The sequence below is a fragment of the Kitasatospora sp. NPDC034035 genome (assembly GCF_055575755.1).
In genome coordinates, this window is record NZ_JBVISA010000003.1 from 89,083 (window position 1) to 105,304 (window position 16,222).

At 71.8% G+C, this 16,222-nt stretch carries 17 protein-coding genes; 12 read left to right on the forward strand and 5 right to left on the reverse strand.

The features are described 5' to 3' along the window. Positions 1-105: 105 nt before the first annotated feature. The 3 genes from ACZ52J_RS05255 to ACZ52J_RS05265 all read right to left on the reverse strand — a co-directional run bounded on the left by ACZ52J_RS05255 (position 106) and on the right by ACZ52J_RS05265 (position 1,227). Positions 106-486 (reverse strand): hypothetical protein, encoded by a 381-nt coding sequence (locus tag ACZ52J_RS05255; RefSeq protein ID WP_465615998.1) that lies wholly within the window; start codon positions 484-486, stop codon positions 106-108. 119 nt (positions 487-605) lie between these two features. Then, the gene (locus ACZ52J_RS05260) at positions 606-875 is read right to left on the reverse strand and encodes a chaplin (RefSeq protein ID WP_465616000.1); all 270 of its coding nucleotides are present in this window, start codon (positions 873-875) and stop codon (positions 606-608) included. Positions 876-984: 109 nt separating this feature from the next. After that, positions 985-1,227, reverse strand: a complete 243-nt coding sequence (locus tag ACZ52J_RS05265; RefSeq protein ID WP_465616002.1) for a chaplin — start codon at positions 1,225-1,227, stop codon at positions 985-987. A 570-nt stretch (positions 1,228-1,797) separates the two neighbouring features. On the opposite strand from ACZ52J_RS05265, the gene ACZ52J_RS05270 reads away from it, so the two are divergent. After that, positions 1,798-2,037 carry a chaplin gene (locus ACZ52J_RS05270; protein ID WP_465616004.1) on the forward strand — a complete coding sequence of 80 codons (240 nt, stop codon included), beginning with the start codon at positions 1,798-1,800 and terminating at the stop codon, positions 2,035-2,037. Between the two features lie 252 nt (positions 2,038-2,289). Next, entirely contained in the window at positions 2,290-3,927 is a 1,638-nt protein-coding gene (locus ACZ52J_RS05275) for an RICIN domain-containing protein (protein ID WP_465616006.1), read from the forward strand. Between the two features lie 15 nt (positions 3,928-3,942). Here the strand turns inward: ACZ52J_RS05275 and ACZ52J_RS05280 are convergent, their stop codons facing one another. Continuing rightward, positions 3,943-4,530 (reverse strand): DUF4291 domain-containing protein, encoded by a 588-nt coding sequence (locus ACZ52J_RS05280; RefSeq protein ID WP_465616008.1) that lies wholly within the window; start codon positions 4,528-4,530, stop codon positions 3,943-3,945. Positions 4,531-4,663: 133 nt separating this feature from the next. Between ACZ52J_RS05280 and ACZ52J_RS05285 the strand changes: the two genes are divergently transcribed. The 3 genes from ACZ52J_RS05285 to ACZ52J_RS05295 all read left to right on the forward strand — a co-directional run bounded on the left by ACZ52J_RS05285 (position 4,664) and on the right by ACZ52J_RS05295 (position 8,048). Beyond that, complete coding sequence (locus tag ACZ52J_RS05285; RefSeq protein WP_465616010.1) at positions 4,664-5,944, forward strand: hypothetical protein; 1,281 nt, start codon at positions 4,664-4,666, stop codon at positions 5,942-5,944. 63 nt (positions 5,945-6,007) lie between these two features. Then, the gene (locus ACZ52J_RS05290) at positions 6,008-6,496 is read left to right on the forward strand and encodes a MarR family winged helix-turn-helix transcriptional regulator (RefSeq protein WP_360495600.1); all 489 of its coding nucleotides are present in this window, start codon (positions 6,008-6,010) and stop codon (positions 6,494-6,496) included. A 106-nt stretch (positions 6,497-6,602) separates the two neighbouring features. Further along, on the forward strand, positions 6,603-8,048 hold the full coding sequence (locus tag ACZ52J_RS05295) for an MFS transporter (protein ID WP_465616012.1): 1,446 nt from the start codon (positions 6,603-6,605) through the stop codon (positions 8,046-8,048). Between the two features lie 114 nt (positions 8,049-8,162). On the opposite strand, the gene ACZ52J_RS05300 is transcribed toward ACZ52J_RS05295, so the two are convergent. Next, positions 8,163-8,645, reverse strand: coding sequence for a hypothetical protein (locus ACZ52J_RS05300; RefSeq protein WP_121174810.1), 483 nt, complete (start codon positions 8,643-8,645; stop codon positions 8,163-8,165). Positions 8,646-9,094: 449 nt separating this feature from the next. Between ACZ52J_RS05300 and hemL the strand changes: the two genes are divergently transcribed. The 7 genes from hemL to ACZ52J_RS05335 all read left to right on the forward strand — a co-directional run bounded on the left by hemL (position 9,095) and on the right by ACZ52J_RS05335 (position 16,220). Then, entirely contained in the window at positions 9,095-10,423 is a 1,329-nt protein-coding gene (gene hemL / locus ACZ52J_RS05305) for a glutamate-1-semialdehyde 2,1-aminomutase (protein WP_465616015.1), read from the forward strand. A gap of 103 nt (positions 10,424-10,526) precedes the next feature. Beyond that, complete coding sequence (locus tag ACZ52J_RS05310) at positions 10,527-11,177, forward strand: histidine phosphatase family protein (RefSeq protein ID WP_465616362.1); 651 nt, start codon at positions 10,527-10,529, stop codon at positions 11,175-11,177. A gap of 154 nt (positions 11,178-11,331) precedes the next feature. Further along, a complete protein-coding gene (locus ACZ52J_RS05315) occupies positions 11,332-11,949 on the forward strand; it encodes a TlpA family protein disulfide reductase (protein ID WP_465616017.1) in 618 nt (205 codons plus the stop codon). After that, entirely contained in the window at positions 11,946-12,719 is a 774-nt protein-coding gene (locus tag ACZ52J_RS05320; protein WP_360495587.1) for a cytochrome c biogenesis CcdA family protein, read from the forward strand. Before ACZ52J_RS05315 ends, ACZ52J_RS05320 begins: the two co-directional genes overlap by 4 nt. A gap of 2 nt (positions 12,720-12,721) precedes the next feature. Next, on the forward strand, positions 12,722-14,554 hold the full coding sequence (gene resB, locus ACZ52J_RS05325) for a cytochrome c biogenesis protein ResB (RefSeq protein ID WP_465616019.1): 1,833 nt from the start codon (positions 12,722-12,724) through the stop codon (positions 14,552-14,554). A gap of 3 nt (positions 14,555-14,557) precedes the next feature. Beyond that, the gene (gene ccsB / locus ACZ52J_RS05330; protein ID WP_360495581.1) at positions 14,558-15,688 is read left to right on the forward strand and encodes a c-type cytochrome biogenesis protein CcsB; all 1,131 of its coding nucleotides are present in this window, start codon (positions 14,558-14,560) and stop codon (positions 15,686-15,688) included. Between the two features lie 121 nt (positions 15,689-15,809). After that, on the forward strand, positions 15,810-16,220 hold the full coding sequence (locus ACZ52J_RS05335) for a hypothetical protein (protein ID WP_360495578.1): 411 nt from the start codon (positions 15,810-15,812) through the stop codon (positions 16,218-16,220). Positions 16,221-16,222 lie beyond the last annotated feature (2 nt).

A 16,222-nucleotide genomic window follows, 5' to 3' on the forward strand; every position in this document is an offset into this window, starting at 1 on the left:
CGGGTCGACCACCCCGACCCCACTTCTACCCAGCCTTCGGGCGAACAAGAACCCAGACCCCCCGCCGCGGGGGGGGGTCCTCGGGCTCTGGTTCCCCCCGACGGCTCAGCCCGGCAGGGCGCCGGTCAGCCCGCCGACCAGCGGCAGGTCCTTGACGCCGCCGCCCGCGCTCAGCGGACCGGTCAGCGTGCCGGTGCCGACCGGGGCCAGGCCCTGGTCCGGCTGGACGGTCGCGCCGTTGTTGAGCACGTCGGCCGAGGAGTTGGCCCACGGGTCCAGGCGCAGGCTCTTGAGCGGCGCGACGCCGTAGCCGAGCCCGGCCGTCGTCCCGTTCAGTGCCTGCCCGACGTCGGTCTTGGCCAGCGAGGCCGGGCCCGCCGCGGGCGGCTGGCCCGAGGCGGTGGCGGCCTGCGCGGAACCGGCGCCGAGCAGTACTGCCGCGCCGACGGCGGCGGCCAGGCCCGCCCCGCTCTTCATCGAAACCATGCGGATCACCCTTCGGTGGATCGGTGTCCCGGACGGTCGGAAGTCGCCCGGGGATGCCGAACTGCCCCCCGGCCGGCTGGTCGGGGGGCAGTTCGGCCGGAACACGTGCCGATCGGGGATCAGCAGTCGTCCGCGGGCTTCGGGTGCATCTCCACGTTGGCGCAGCTGTTGCCGAACGCCGGGTTCAGCAGGCCGCCCGCGCTGATGGTGTTGCCGCACAGGTTGAGCGGGATGTGGATCGGCACCTGGATCTGGTTGCCGGAGAGCACGCCGGGGGAGCCGGCGGCCACACCCTCGGCGCCCGCGCTGGCGGCGGCGGAGCCCGCCGCGCCCAGCACCAGGCCGGCGGCGGCGGCGGAGAGGATGGCGACCTTCTTCACGTTCTGCATGGGGGTTGATCTCCTCGATCACACATGGTTGGAGCGTGCCGCCCCCCGGCGCTGCGGAGCGCGGCACGTGCTCGGTGAATCAGCTGTCGCCGGTGCGGCGACCGCCGGTTCAGCCGGCGTTGACGCAGGTGTTGCCGAACGCCGGGTTCAGCAGGCCGCCCGCGCCGATGCTGTTGCCGCACAGGTTGATCGGGACGTGGATCGGCACCTGGATCTGGTTGCCGGAGAGCACGCCGGGGGAGCCGGCGGCCACACCCTCGGCGCCCGCGCTGGCGAACGCGCCGCCGGCGGCACCGAGCACCAGGCCGGTGGCGGCCAGCGACAGGGCGGCGGCCTTCTTGAGGTTACGCATGAATTTCCTCCGAGTTTCTGCCCGACGGAAGGGAAATGTCGGGAGCCGGGCGAGCACGAATACTCGCCTGATGGCTTCAGGGATCGCCGTGATTGTCACTCCGACGGCGCACACCGGCGTGTTCCGCCCATGGCTCGGGCGTCGACGCAGCCGCCGCGTTGTTTCCGGTGCCTCGCGAACGATTTCCGCGCGGCCGGGAACGATTCGGACAAAGGCGCGACCGGGAATTCCCGGTCAGGCGTTCAGGCGGTGTCGTCGAACGCCGGGTTCTTGGGGGGCCCGCCACGTCGACCGACTTGCCGGTGGCCTCGGTGCCGACGGGCCGTGGGCGAGCTGCGCATGGGCGGTACTCGATTTCATTGAGTAGGGCCGGTTGGATCGTCTTCGCCAGGGAGAACGAGGCGGCGCGCGGGGGGAAACGGTCCGGCCCGTCGATCACCCGAATGCCGGTCAGAGGCTCCGCTGCTCCGGACGGGTGACAGTGCGCGCACCGTCGCAACCGGTCCGGACGGGTGTCGTTCTTGATGTCGCACTCCCCGTGCATCTCTGTTGAACAGTCAGGAGGCTCACATGAGCATCAAGAAGACCGCCGCCGTCGGCGCGGCCGTGGTGGGCATCGTGGCCGCCGGCGCCGGCACCGCGATGGCCAGCTCCGGCGCCGAGGGTGTCGCCGCCGGTTCCCCCGGTGTCATCTCCGGCAACCAGATCCAGGTGCCGATCCACATCCCGCTCAACCTGTGCGGCAACACCGTCGACGCCGCCGGCCTGCTGAACCCCGCGTTCGGCAACCACTGCGCCAACGTGGGCTGAGTCCACACCCGGTTCGGCCGGTGAGAGCCGCCGTTGCGCGTTTCCCTCCTGGGGCGCGGAACGGCGGCTCTTCTTTCTGTGCCCGCACGTTCCGGTGGTCGCGCGGTCACGCGGACTGCGTGTCAGAAGTCTTGTTGGACTACTTGTCAGTACCTAGAATCCGAGTCCTGCTCACCTTCCTGCTCTCCCCTTGGCCCGCGCCGCTCGGCGCCCACCCGGCCGGGCGGTTCCCCACCCCGCAAGGAGTCGCGTGTGATCAGGTCCCGCCTGTCGGCGGCGCTCGCCACCGGCGCCCTCATAGCCACCCTCGGCCTGGCCGGCGCCCCCGCCGCCCTCGCCGACTCCGCCCCCGCCCCGGCACCCGGCGCCGTCAAACCGGCAGCGGTCGTCGCCCTCGGCGACAGCGCCATCTCCGGGGAGGGCGCCGGCACCGACACCGGCGACGGTTACTTCCCGGACACCGACAGCCCCACCGACTACTGCCACCGGCACCCCAAGTCGGAGATCTTCGTCACCGACATCCCCGGGGTCACCCCGATCGACCTCGCCTGCTCCGGCGCCCAGACCGGCGACCTGGTCAGCGACCCCGAGCTGGCGAAGATCACCGGCGCGGGCAGCGGCGACTTCGGCGAGCCCAAACAGGACGTCAAGCTCGCCGACGCGGCGTCCAAGTACGACGTCAAGCTGGTCGTGGTGACGATCGGCGCCAACGACGACTTCGACTTCAGCGGCATCATGATGCACTGCCTGGCGCAGTACTTCCCGGTCCCCAAGGACCAGGGCTGCCGCGACACCATCGGCAGCGACGAGATCCTCCGGCGGGCCAAGGGCGTCCAGCCCAAGGTCGTCGCGGCGCTGCAGAACATCCGGCAGACCATGCGCAAGGCCGGCTACGCCGACTCCTCGTACCAGCTGGTCTACCAGTCGTACTTCAACCCGATCACCCCGGACATCCGGCGCAACGACTACCTCGGCAAGGTCGCCGACGGCTGCCCGGCCTTCCCCGAGGACCTCGCCTGGGGCCACAACTGGGTGGTCCCGACCCTGAGCGACGCGCTGCGCGGCGCGGCCGAACAGGTGCCCGGCGTCCGGTACCTGGACCAGCGGCGGGTCGCCTTCGGGCACGAGGTCTGCGCGGAGTGGACCAGTTCCCCGTACGAGTACTCCAACGGGGACGTCATCAACCTCTCCGAGTGGGTGCGCAACGGCTGCGACTCGCAGATCGGCATCCCCGGCCTGTGCATGAACATGGTCCGCCAGTCGTACCACCTGCGGGTGGCCGGCTACCGCGGCGAGGGCGTCTGCCTCGGCCAGTTCTACGCCCGGCCCGAACTGACGCAGGCCTACTGCACGCTCAACCAGCAGAACACCACGTCGATCCAGCCGCTCACCCCCGGGAAACCCTTCGGCGACGGCCCCGAGGACGGCGCCTGGTACCAGCTGACCAACGCGGGCACCGGCAACGCCCTGGACCTCACCGGCGGCGGCACCTACGGCGACTCCACCAACGGCCGGGCCGCCATCAGCTACCCGGCCGGCGGCGGGCTGAACCAGTCCTTCGTGCTGGAGGCCAAGGCCGGCGGCAGCTACGAACTCGACTTCAGCGGCAACCGCGACATGTGCCTGGACGCCAACGCGGCCGCCACCGCCCCCGGCACCCGGATCCAGCAGTGGCGCTGCAACGGCGGCGGCAACCAGCACTGGGTCTTCAAGCCGGCCGGCGACGGCCGCTACAAGATCGCCGACTCCCAGGACCAGAGCAGGGTCCTGGCAGCCGGAAGCACCCTCGACGCCAAGGGCAACCCCTACGTCGAGCTGGCCACCGACACCGGCGCCGCCAACCAGCTCTGGCAGCTCACCAAGCTCGGCATCGTCTACGTCCAGGGCTGACCCCCCGGGCACCGCTCAGGCCGTCGCCGCCCCCAACCGGGCGGCGACGGCCGCACCCACCGGGTACGGCGTCTCGACCGGCAGCAGCGCCGGGTCCCGCTCCAGCCGCACCCGCCCGGCCAGCTCGGTGACGTCCGAGATCCGCCGGATCCACTCGTCCGCGTACCGCCGCACCGCCTCGCCGCGCAGTCCGACCTGGACCGCCCGGTGGTCCAGCGGCCGCAGGTGGAGGTCGCGCTCCGGGTCCCACTGCACCCGGACCGGGCTGTGCCGCAGCTCCCGCTTCCACGCGGCCTGCGAGTCGTGCACCCGGCCGGTGTAGGCGCTCAGCACCGCCTGCTCCAGCGCCCAGTCGAAGCCCTCCCGGCTGATCTCCAGCGCCAGCACCCGCTCCTGCCCGGGGCTCCTTCCCCAGTCGCTGCGGTGCATCATCCAGAGGAACGACGGCTTGATCCAGGTCATCCGGTCGCGCTTGAACGCCTCCGGGAACCGCCCGTCGGCCGCCGCGGGCTCGGCGATCTCCGGTGGAAACGCCTGGTAGACGGTGATCGTGTCGGCGGTGTGGGCGGCCCGGATCCGGCGGGTCGGCGGGGTGCTCGGCATACCCGGAATCGTCGCGGGCGCCGCCGCCGGGGCGCCAGCGGTTTTCCCGCCGGGGGTGTGCCGTAGGCTCACGGGAAAATCGTTGCGCCGGAGCCGCGCGGACCACGAGCGGGGCGGGGAGTACCCAGAGCAGATGAGCACGGCATCGAGCACCGAGTCGTCCAGCACCGAGCCCGGGGCGTCCGCCGCGGCGACGCCGGCGCCGTCCGAGGAGCGGACGGCCCAGCGGCCCGGGCGGTTCGGGGCGCTGGTGGACCGGTTCGCGCCCGCGCTGGGCGCGTACGCGGTGGTCAAGGCCATCGGCCTGACCGTCTTCATGCTGCTGCTCTCGCACACCGGCGACTACCTGAAGAAGCAGCCGGGGCGCGGCGGCGGCGCCAACCCCTGGGACGTGCTGAGCACGTGGGACGGCGTCTGGTACCAGCGGATCGCCGACAACGGGTACGACCCGCAGCTGATTCCGCTGCACGGCTTCCCGCTGGCCACCTACTACGAGAACTCGGCCGCCTTCTTCCCGCTCTACCCGTGGCTGATGCGGCTGGTCGGCGCGGTCACCGGGCTCGGCTCGTACGGTTCCGGGATCGTGGTCTCGGTGCTCGCCTCGCTGGTCGCGGCGGCCGGGATCTTCGCGATCGCCGAGCGGCTCGGCGGTTTCCGGGCGGGTGTGACGGCCGCGGTGATCTGGGGCCTGTTCCCGGGTTCCGGCGTGGAGTGGGCGGTCTACTCGGACTCGCTGTTCGTGGCGCTGTCCGCCTGGGCCTGCTACTGCGTGATGACCCACCGCTGGCTGACGGCCGGTCTGCTGGCGCTGGTGGCGGGCCTCAACCGGCCGACCGCCGCCGCGCTGATCGCCGCCGTGTCGATCGCCGCGCTGGTCGCGCTGGTGCGCCGGACCGACGGGGTGGCCCGTCCGCTGACCGCGATGCTGATCACCCCGTGGGGCCTGATCGGCTTCGTCGCCTGGGTCGGCTGGAAGATGGGCGACTGGGGCGGCTACTTCAAGCTCCAGCGGGGCGCGTGGAACCGCTACTTCGACGGCGGTGCCTCCACGCTCCGCACGATCATGGACGTGATCACCGGCCACTGGGACTTCTGGCAGTCCAACCCCGTCCCGGACCTGATCGCCATCGCCCTGCTGATGGCCCTGCCCGGACTGCTGGTGCTGCTCTGGCGGGCCCGGCCGCCGCTGGTCCTGTGGGTCTACACCGCGCTCACCATCGCCACCGCGCTGAGCAGCAACCAGATCTTCGGCAACATCTCGCGGTACCTGTTGCCGGCCTTCCCGCTCTGCATCGGCCTGGCGTTCGCGTTGCGCCGGGTGCGGGTGTCCTCGCTGGTCGGGCTGTTCGCGATGCCCGTGATCGCGGCCGGGTGGTACGCCGGCTATGCGCTGTTCGAGTTGGGCATTCCGTAGACCCGGCTTTGGTTGGCAACGGGATCATCCGGCAGCAGACGGGCCGTTGCTAACCTCGGACGTATGACGACGACCCCGCCCGTACGGCAGATCCGCGACATCTCCGGCCTGCTGGACCACGCGAGCCACGTGCTGGCCACGCGCATGTCGGCCGCTTTCACCGAGCTCGGGATCACCCCCCGCGCGTACTGCGTGCTGTTCCACGCGCAGGAGGCCGAACGCACCCAGATCCAGCTGGCCGAGCTGAGCGACCTGGACAAGACCACGATGGTGGTCACGGTGGACGAGCTGGAGAAGGCGGGCCTGGCTGAGCGCCGGCCGTCCGCGACCGACCGCCGGGCCCGGGTCATCTCCGTCACCGAGGCGGGCGCCCGCGCCGTGGTGCAGGGCACCGCGATCGCGGACCGGGTGCACCGTGAGGTGCTGGAGTCGCTGCCGCAGCCCGAGCGCGAGGTGTTCGTCTCGGCGCTGTCGCACCTGGTGGACGGCCCTCTCGCGGAGCCGGTGGAGAGCGACCGCACCGTACGCCGGGCCCGTCGTTCCCGCGGGTAGGCCCACTTCGCCGAGCACCTCGCACACCTGATCCCGAGATAGATAGTCCCGAACAAAACAATCTGATAGCGTTCTACTCGGTACTCGACGAACCGGGAGAACCGCCATGACCACGCACGCCCCGGCCGCACCCCTCGCGGCCCTCGCCACCCCCGCCCGCTCCCGCACCCTCGCCCTCGCGGTGCTCTGCGCGGGAATGCTGATGATCATCCTGGACGGCTTGATCGTCACCGTGGCCCTGCCGGCCATCCAGGAGGACCTCGGCTTCTCGCCGTCCGGGCTGACCTGGACCGTCAACGCCTACCTGATCGCCTTCGGCGGCCTGCTCCTGCTGGCCGGCCGGCTCGGCGACCTGATCGGCCGCAAGCGGGTCTTCGTCGCCGGGCTCGCCGTCTTCACCGCCGCCTCGCTGCTCTGCGCCGTCGCCACCAGCCCCGGGCTGCTGATCGGCGCCCGCTTCCTCCAGGGCGTCGGCGGCGCGCTCGCCTCCTCGGTCAGCCTCGGCATGATCGTCACGCTCTTCCCCGAACCGCGCGAACGCGGCCGCGCGATCGGCGCGTTCAGCTTCGTCGGTGCGGCCGGCGCCTCGATCGGCCAGGTGCTCGGCGGGGTCCTCACCCAGGCCCTCAACTGGCACTGGATCTTCCTGATCAACCTGCCGCTCGGCATCGCCGCCGCCCTGCTCGCCGTCCGGGTGCTGGAGTCCGAGCGCGGCCCCGGCCTGCGGGCCGGCGCCGACGCCCTCGGCGCCGCGCTGATCACCGCCGCCCTGATGCTCGGCGTCTACACGATCGTCGGCACCGGCGAGCACGGCTGGGCCTCCGCCCGCACCCTCGGCCTGGGCGCGCTCGCCGTCGCCCTGCTGGCCGCGTTCCTGTGGCACGAGGGCCGGGCCGCCCAGCCGCTGCTGCCGCTGCGGATGTTCCGCTCCCGCAACGTCTCCGGCGCCAATCTCGTCCAGGTCCTGACCATCTCCGGGATGTTCGGCTTCCAGATCCTGGTCGCCCTCTACCTGCAGAACGTCCTCGGCTACGGGGCCGCCGCCACCGGCCTCGCGATGCTGCCGGCCGCGGTCGCCATCGGCGCGGTGTCCCTGCTGCTGTCGGCCCGGCTGAGTGCGCGCTTCGGCGAGCGCCGCGTCCTGCCGGCCGGTCTCGCCCTGCTGGTCGCCGCGCTCGGCCTGCTGGCCCGGCTGCCCGCCGACGCCGACTACGCCGTTCACCTGCTGCCGACCATGCTGCTCGTCGGCGGTGGCGGCCTGGTGCTCTCCACCCTCGCCGTCCTCGGCATGTCGGGCGCCGGTCCGGACGACGCGGGCGCCGCCTCCGGCCTCTTCAACACCACTCAGCAGATCGGCGGCGCGCTCGGGGTCGCCGTCCTCACCACCCTCGCCGACGGCCGCACCGCCACCCTGGCCGCGGCCGGGCAGGCCGGCGCCGACGCCCTCGCCGGCGGCTTCCGGCTCGCCTTCGGGATCGCCGCCGGCCTGCTCACCGCGGCGCTGCTGGTCGCCGCCACCGTGCTCAAGTCGACCGCCACCGAAGAGAATTGATGTCAAGTCGACTCGCCTCACCCCGGCCCGTGTCCAGCGGTTCGGGGCGCGGCGCTGCGGCCATTGCCGCGGTCGGCGTCACGGCCGGTGTTGCGAGCGGCGTCTCGGGTGGCCTTACGGCCAGACCAGGCAGTACAGCTGGTGCCCGGCGTCGTGCAGCCGGTTGGCGAAGTCCTGCCACTCGTGCAGCATGCTGTAGATCACGAAGGCGTCCCGCGGCCCGCGCCGGTCCGGCACGGTGGACCAGATGAAGGCGGCGGCGCCGAGCTCGGTCTCGTCCGCCTTGCGGAGCGGTTCGACGACGTTGTGGGGGAGTTGGACGACGGCGTAGTCCGGGTGCAGCACGACGAGTTCCAGCGGGGGCACCTGGTGCAGCGGGACGCCCTGGATCCCGGTGAGGACCATGGCGCTCATGGTCTCCGGCTTGATCTTGGTGGAGAGGTGGCCGGTGGGGGAGCCGCTGGTCTCCATCAGGTCGCCGAGCCGCCCCAGCGAGCCGAGTTCGCCGGCGTCCAGGCCGAGTCCGCCCGGGCCGAGGGCGGTGGGGACTCTGGCGGCGGTGGCGCGGTCGGGGGCGCCGAAGTATTTGTACGTCACCCCCACGCGTCCCTCACCCCGCCTCTCGCCGCCGCGGCGACCACGTCCCGTACCCGCTCCCGTACCCCCGCGTGCGGTCTCGGCGGGCCTGCGGGAGCCCCCCGCGGCCTCGTCGTAACCGTCCTGCGCCTCGGACACTCGGACCATCCTCACCGGAATTCGCCGGAATCGACAGACCCCCGCACGTCCGGCGTCCCTCCGGACGTGCTCCTTACCCGTCATGCGCCGCCGTACCCACTCGCGGTACGCGGCAGTCCTCTCCACACCCCTGTACACAAACCGGAGCGCTCGCGCACTCTGTGTACACAGTCTGACTGGTCCGTCCTCCGGAGCGCTCAGCGGCCCCGTCCGTACGGACTGTACGGACAACCGTACAGACAACGGTGCCCGGATCATCGTTCCAGATGATCGGGTCCGACATGCAGAGGGCAAGGACACGATTTGAGACCATGTCTCCCGTGAGCTACCCGTACGAAGCCCCCCAGTCCCAGTCGCTGTTCGATCGCGCCTCCGTGGTGACGCCCGGCGGCGTCAACTCCCCGGTGCGCGCCTTCCGCGCGGTCGGCGGCACGCCGCGCTTCATGGTGTCCGGCACCGGCCCCTACCTGACCGACGCCGACGGCCGCGAGTACGTCGACCTGGTGTGCTCGTGGGGTCCGATGATCCTCGGCCACGCGCACCCCGCGGTGATCGACGCCGTCCAGCGGGCCGTCACCCGCGGCACCTCCTTCGGCACGCCCGGCGAGGGCGAGGTCGAGCTGGCCGAGGAGATCGTCGCCCGGGTCGCCCCGGTCGAGCAGGTCCGCCTGGTCTCCTCCGGCACCGAGGCCACCATGTCCGCGATCCGGCTGGCCCGCGGTTTCACCGGCCGGGCGAAGGTGGTGAAGTTCGCCGGCTGCTACCACGGTCACGTGGACGCCCTGCTGGCCGCCGCCGGTTCCGGTGTGGCGACCTTCGGCCTGCCGGACACCCCGGGTGTCACCGGCGCCCAGGCCGGCGACACCATCGTGCTGCCGTACAACGACCTGGCCGCCGTCGAGCAGGCCTTCGCGGCGCACCCGGGCGAGATCGCCTGTGTGATCACCGAGGCCTCGCCCGGCAACATGGGCGTCGTCCCGCCGCTGCCCGGCTTCAACGGGGGCCTGGCCCGGCTCTGCCGGGACAACGGCGCGCTGTTCATCTCCGACGAGGTGATGACCGGCTTCCGCGTCTCCAAGGCCGGCTGGTACGGCCTGGAGGCCGCGAACGAGGGCTGGGCGCCGGACCTGCTGACCTTCGGCAAGGTCATGGGCGGCGGCTTCCCGGCCGCGGCCTTCGGCGGCCGCGCCGACGTGATGGCGCACCTGGCCCCGGCCGGCCCGGTCTACCAGGCGGGCACCCTGTCCGGGAACCCGATCGCCACCGCGGCCGGCCTGGCCCAGCTGCGCGGCTGCACCGACGAGGTGTACGCGAAGGTGGACGCCGTCGCCGCCGAGGTGTCCGGCCTGGTCGCCGAGGCGCTCGCCAAGGAGGGCGTGGCGCACCGGCTGCAGACCGCCGGGAACATGTTCTCGGTGTTCTTCACCGACGCCGCCGTGACCGACTACGACCAGGCGAAGACCCAGGAGGCGTACCGTTTCACCGCCTTCTTCCACGCGATGCTGGCCGAGGGCGTCTACCTGCCGCCGTCCGCGTTCGAGTCCTGGTTCGTCTCGGCGTCCCACGACGAGCGGGCGATCGAGCGGATCGCCGCCGCCCTGCCGGTCGCCGCGCGCGCCGCTGCCGCCGCCACGGCCTAGTCGCCACGGCCCGGTCGCGAGACCGGCCGCCACGGCCCAGTCCACCCCGAGCCCCAGGAGCAGTTGAGAAGTGAGCGCCAAAGAGATCACCGTCGTCCACCTGATGCGGCACGGTGAGGTGCACAACCCGGAGGGCGTCCTGTACGGGCGGCTGCCGGACTACCACCTGTCCGAGCTGGGCCGGCGGATGGCCGACCGGGTGGCCGAGGACCTGGCCGGCCGGGACATCACCCACGTGGTGGCCTCGCCGCTGGAGCGGGCCCAGGAGACCGCCGAGCCAATCGCCAAGGCGCACGGCCTGGACGTCGCGGCGGACGCGCGGCTGATCGAGGCCGAGAACATCTTCGAGGGCAAGACCTTCGGCGTCGGCGACGGCTCGCTGCGCAACCCGGGTTACTGGAAGTACCTCACCAACCCGTTCAAGCCCTCCTGGGGCGAGCCGTACCTCGACCAGGTGGTGCGGATGATGGGCGCGCTCGGCGCCGCCCGGGACGCCGCGCGCGGGCACGAGGCGGTCTGCGTCAGCCACCAGCTGCCGATCTGGATCGTCCGGTCCTTCGTCGAGCGCCGCCGGCTCTGGCACGACCCGCGCAACCGGCAGTGCTCGCTGGCCTCGCTGACCAGCTTCACCTTCGAGGGCGACAAGATCGTCTCGGTCGGCTACCGCGAGCCGGCCCGCGACCTGCTGCCCGCGCACCTGGTGGGCAAGGGCCGCAAGGGCGACAAGCCGGTGGGCAAGAGCTTCGGCGCCTGACACTCGCGAGCGCCTCCGTAAGCGGTGCGTAAGTATGACTTCGGGTCACCCGGCGAGCGCCGGGTGACCCGATTTCGTCGCAGGTCAGAGGGGGTGCGACGCGCAAGGCAGGACCCCCCCGAACCTGCCCGGAACTCCATGCGAAACTTTTCACATGTCTGCCATGGCGCGCCCCCGTCCCCGTGTCGCCGCAGCCGCCGCCGCCACCGCCGCGGCCGCTGCGCTCGCCCTCACCGGCTGTTCCTCCTCGGGCTCGTCCGGCGGCGGCGCGGGCCAGGTCGGCTTCGTCACGGTCAAGGGCACCAACCTGTCGAAGGCGGACGCCGGCAAGCGCGGGGACGCGCCGGACATCTCCGGGGAGACCCTGGAGAGCAGCCAGACCAAGCTCTCCGACTACCGGGGCAAGGTCGTCGTGCTGAACGTCTGGGGCTCCTGGTGCGGGCCCTGCCGGGCCGAGGCGAAGAGCCTGCAGGCCGTCGCGGACAAGTACAAGGACCAGGGCGTCCAGTTCCTCGGCGTCAACACCCGGGACACCGAGAAGACCAACGCCGTCCGCTTCGAGCAGGAGCAGGGCGTCACCTACCCGAGCATCTTCGACCCGGCCGGCACCCAGCTGCTCAAGTTCCCCAAGGGCAGCCTCAACCCGCAGTCCATCCCGACCACGCTGATCGTCGACCGCGACGGCAAGCTGGCCGCCCGCGCCGTCGGCGGCACGACCGAGGACGCGCTGGAGTCGATCCTGCAGCCGGTGGTCGCGGAGCAGAAGCAGTGAGCCTGCCGCAGCAGCTCGCCGACAACACCGGCACCCTCCAGAGCGGAGCGCTGCTGGTGGCCGCGCCGATCGCGCTGGCGGCCGGCCTGGTGTCGTTCTTCTCGCCCTGCGTGCTGCCGCTCGTCCCGGGCTACCTGTCGTACGTGACCGGCTTCTCCGCGGCCGACCTCGCGGACGCGCGCGGCGTGCGGCGCGGCCGGATGGCGCTCGGGGCGACGCTCTTCATCCTCGGTTTCACCGCGGTCTTCGTCTCCGGCGGTGCGCTGTTCGGCCAGTTCGGCGACACCCTGCAGGAGCACAAGCGCGTCATCTCGATGGTCCTCGGCGTGGTGACCGTCGTGATGGGCCTCGCCTTCATGGGCCTCGTCCCCGGCCTGAGCATGCGCGAGGTGCGCTCCCACCGCCGTCCGGCGGTCGGTCTGCTGGGCGCCCCGCTGCTGGGCGTGGTCTTCGGCGTCGGCTGGACGCCCTGCCTCGGCCCGACCATCGCGACCGTCCAGAACCTGGCCCTGAACCAGGCCGACGCCGCGCGCGGCGCCATGCTGATGACCTTCTACTGCCTGGGCCTCGGCGTACCGTTCATCCTGGCCGCGGTGGCCTTCCGCCGGGCACTGGGCGCCTTCGGGTGGGTCAAGCGGCACTACCCGCTCGTCATGCGGATCGGCGGCGGCATGCTCGTCGTGGTCGGTCTGCTGCTCGTCACCGGGATCTGGGATTCCTGGATGAGCGAACTGCAGTCCTGGACCGCCGACTCCTCGATCGGAATCTGACCGTGAGCAACACCACGACCGAGACCGAGCAGCCCCCGGCGCCGGACGACCTCGCCGCCGAGCGGCTCAGCTCCGCGCCGGTCGAGTCCGACGGACCGACCGGCATAGGGGCGTTCGGCTGGGCGCGCTGGATGTGGCGTCAGCTGACCTCGATGCGGGTCGCCCTGATCCTGCTCTTCCTGCTCTCGCTGGCCGCCATCCCCGGCTCGCTGATCCCGCAGTACCAGAACGGCCAGGGGCAGCTGAAGGTCGAGGCGTGGAAGGCGCAGCACGGCACCGTCGCGCCGATCTACGAGAAGCTCCAGCTGTTCGACGTCTACAGCTCGGTCTGGTTCTCCGCGATCTACATCCTGCTGTTCGTCTCGCTGGCAGGCTGCATCGTCCCGCGGACCTGGCAGTTCGTCGGCGTGCTGCGCGCCCAGCCGCCGGCCGCGCCGCGCAACCTGACCCGGATGCCGGTGCACGCGGCCTGGCGCACCGAGGCGGACACCGACACGGTGAACGCCGCCGCACACCGGCTGCTGCGCAAGCGCGGCTTCCGCGCCGACCTGTCCGGCGGCGCGGTGGCCGCCGAGAAGGGCTACCTGCGCGAGGTCGGCAACCTGCTCTTCCACCTGTCGCTGTTCGCGCTGCTCGGCGGCTTCGCCTGGGCCAGCCTGGCCTCGGGCACCGGCGGCAAGCTGATGGTCGAGGGCGAGGGCTACTCCAACACCATCACCCAGCTCGACGACTTCAACGGCACCCGGTTCTACGGCAGCGACGACCTCGACCCCTTCTACCTGAAGCTGGACACCTTCACCGCGAAGTTCCAGGCCAGCGGCTCCCAGATCGGCGCCGCCCGGCAGTTCACCGCGAACGTCGAGTACGCGACCGGCAGTGACGCGTCGAAGCTGAAGAAGTCCACGATCGAGGTCAACCACCCGCTGGAGATCGGCGGCAGCAAGGTCTACCTGATCGGCCACGGCTTCGCCCCGGTCGTCACCGTCCGCAACGCCAAGGGCGAGGTCGTCTACAGCGGCGCCACGCCGTTCCTCCCGCAGGACGCCAACCAGACCTCCACCGGCGTCGTGAAGGTCTCCGACTACGGCGAGAAGGACGGCCAGCGGACCCAGCTCGGCTTCAGCGGCTTCTTCCTGCCGACCGCGCCGGTGAGCTTCGAGGGCACCGGTCCGATCTCGCTGTTCCCGGACGACGCGGCGCCGGAGCTGGTCCTGAACGCCTACGCGGGCGACCTGGGCACCGACTCCGGCCTCCCGCAGAACATCTACCAGCTCAACATGCGGAAGATGACCCAGCTGACCCAGGACGGCCAGCCCGCCAAGATCCGGCTCAGGCCCGGCCAGGCGTGGGACCTGCCGGACGGCTACGGCACCGTCACCTTCGAGGGCTACAAGCGCTGGGCCAGCTTCGACGTCTCGCACCGCCCGGGCAACGCGATCGCCCTGTCCGGTGCGGTGCTGGCGATCCTCGGCCTGATCGGCTCGCTGTTCGTGCAGCGCCGCCGGATCTGGGTGCGGGCGGTCGCCCTGCCGGGCGGCGGCACCCAGGTGGAGCTGGCCGGGCTGGGCCGCAGCGAGTCGGCGAAGATCGCCGAGGAGCTGGCCGAGCTCGCGGTGGACCTCCAGGACGACGCCCCCGCCTCCGAGGAGGACGACGCCCCCGCCCCCGCCCCCGCCCCCGCCTCCGAGGGCGAGGACGAGCACAAGCACGAGCACGAGGACGACACCCCGGCTCCGGACGGCGAGGAAGCCGCCGCCGGATCCGCTGACACCGAGGCCGAGGCCTCAGACCCCGCAGACCCCGCAGTCCCCGCCGACCAGAACTCCAAGGAGTAGACGGTGCATCTCGCCTCGGGGGTCGACCCACACCTGGCCGACCTCTCCAACAAGCTGATCTATTCGGCGATGGTGGTCTACACGATCGCCATGTTCGCCCAGATCTTCGAGTGGACCTTCGGCAGCAAGGGCGCCGTCGCGGTCCGCTCGAAGGAGCAGTCGGGGAACCTGGCCGAGACCGTCGCCGCCGCCGGCACCAAGGGCGGCAAGAAGGTCACGGTGACCGTCGCGGGCGCCAACGGTGGCACCACCACGTTGACCCGCACCGCCCTGGCGGGCGAGGGCGCGACGGTGGTCACCAGCGGACGCGGCGAGGAGGAGGTGGACGGCCCGGGCGCGGCCGGCACCAGCGAGAAGGCCGACCTGGCCGGCCGGATCGCGGTCTCGCTCACCGTCCTGGGGTCCCTGCTGCACGCGGGCGGCGTGATCACCCGCGGCCTCTCGGTGTCCCGCTGGCCGTGGGGCAACATGTACGAGTTCTCCTGCGCCTTCGCGCTGGCCATGGCGGCGGCGTACATCGTGCTGCTGGCCGCGCGGAAGAACGTCCGCTGGCTCGGGCTGCCGGTCACCATCGCGGTCCTGCTGACGCTCGGCATCGCCACGTCGATGCTGTACACCGACTCCGACCAGCTCGTCCCGGCGCTGCACTCGCCGTGGCTGGCGATCCACGTCTCCACCGCGATCTTCTGCGGCGGCGCCTTCTACGCGGCGTTCATCGCCACGCTGCTCTACCTCGGCAAGGACTCCTTCGACAAGCGGATCGCGGCCGGTCTGACCACCGGCCCGCTGGGCACCCCGGCGTCGGTCTGGCGCCGGCTGCCCGCCGCTTCCACCCTCGACAAGCTGTCCTACCGGATCAACGCCCTGGTCTTCCCGCTCTGGACCTTCACCATCATCGCGGGCGCGATCTGGGCCGAGGCGGCCTGGGGCAAGTACTGGGAGTGGGACCCGAAGGAGACCTGGTCGTTCATCACCTGGGTCGCCTACGCCTGCTACCTGCACGCCCGGGCGACGGCCGGCTGGAAGGGACGCAAGGCGGCCTACCTGGCGCTGGCGGCCTTCGCCTTCTGGCTCTTCAACTTCTACGGCGTGAACATCTTCGTCACCGGCAAGCACTCGTACGCGGGGATCTGACCGGGGCGCAACCACCCACCGGCCCGGCTCTCCGCAGAAGGTAGCCGGGCCGAGGTGTGACAGGGGTAGTTCGTGCCGGCCGCCGGTCGGCGCGAGAGGGAACTGAGGAGGAAATCGCGCAATGGAGTGCGAAGAGGTCATGCTGACCGTCCGAATCACCGCCGCCGAGCGCATGCTGCTCCGCCGGCTCGCCCAGGGACACCGGAGCGACGTGTCCGAGGTGGTGGCCGACGCTCTGCTGGACATCATTCCCACGCTGAGCGCGCCGGGGGACGCCTACCGGCTGCTGGGGGCGCTCGCGATGCCCGCACCGTGTGCCCTGACGGTCTGGCTGCCGTCCGCGCTGGCGGACCTGCTGGTGCCCGGCGCGGCCCGGATCGCGCAGATCACCGACGTCCGGATCGAGTCGGCCAGTGCCGCCCTGGGGGCGGCGCTGCGGCTCTGGCTGGCCCAGGACCCGGTCAGGCTGGCGACCAACCTCAGCGTGATGCACGCCGGGCGGCGGCCGTCATCGGCGCTGGTGGCCGCGTAGCG

Excerpts from the sequence above, each read along its gene's own strand:
- ACZ52J_RS05255 (WP_465615998.1), bottom strand. The coding sequence starts at position 486 with ATGGTTTCGATGAAGAGCGGGGCGGGCCTGGCCGCCGCCGTCGGCGCG.
- ACZ52J_RS05260 (WP_465616000.1), bottom strand. The coding sequence starts at position 875 with ATGCAGAACGTGAAGAAGGTCGCCATCCTCTCCGCCGCCGCCGCCGGC.
- ACZ52J_RS05265 (WP_465616002.1), bottom strand. The coding sequence starts at position 1,227 with ATGCGTAACCTCAAGAAGGCCGCCGCCCTGTCGCTGGCCGCCACCGGC.
- ACZ52J_RS05270 (WP_465616004.1), top strand. The coding sequence starts at position 1,798 with ATGAGCATCAAGAAGACCGCCGCCGTCGGCGCGGCCGTGGTGGGCATC.
- ACZ52J_RS05280 (WP_465616008.1), bottom strand. The coding sequence starts at position 4,530 with ATGCCGAGCACCCCGCCGACCCGCCGGATCCGGGCCGCCCACACCGCC.
- ACZ52J_RS05285 (WP_465616010.1), top strand. The coding sequence starts at position 4,664 with ATGAGCACGGCATCGAGCACCGAGTCGTCCAGCACCGAGCCCGGGGCG.
- ACZ52J_RS05290 (WP_360495600.1), top strand. The coding sequence starts at position 6,008 with ATGACGACGACCCCGCCCGTACGGCAGATCCGCGACATCTCCGGCCTG.
- ACZ52J_RS05295 (WP_465616012.1), top strand. The coding sequence starts at position 6,603 with ATGACCACGCACGCCCCGGCCGCACCCCTCGCGGCCCTCGCCACCCCC.
- hemL (WP_465616015.1), top strand. The coding sequence starts at position 9,095 with ATGTCTCCCGTGAGCTACCCGTACGAAGCCCCCCAGTCCCAGTCGCTG.
- ACZ52J_RS05310 (WP_465616362.1), top strand. The coding sequence starts at position 10,527 with ATGCGGCACGGTGAGGTGCACAACCCGGAGGGCGTCCTGTACGGGCGG.
- ACZ52J_RS05315 (WP_465616017.1), top strand. The coding sequence starts at position 11,332 with ATGTCTGCCATGGCGCGCCCCCGTCCCCGTGTCGCCGCAGCCGCCGCC.
- ACZ52J_RS05335 (WP_360495578.1), top strand. The coding sequence starts at position 15,810 with ATGGAGTGCGAAGAGGTCATGCTGACCGTCCGAATCACCGCCGCCGAG.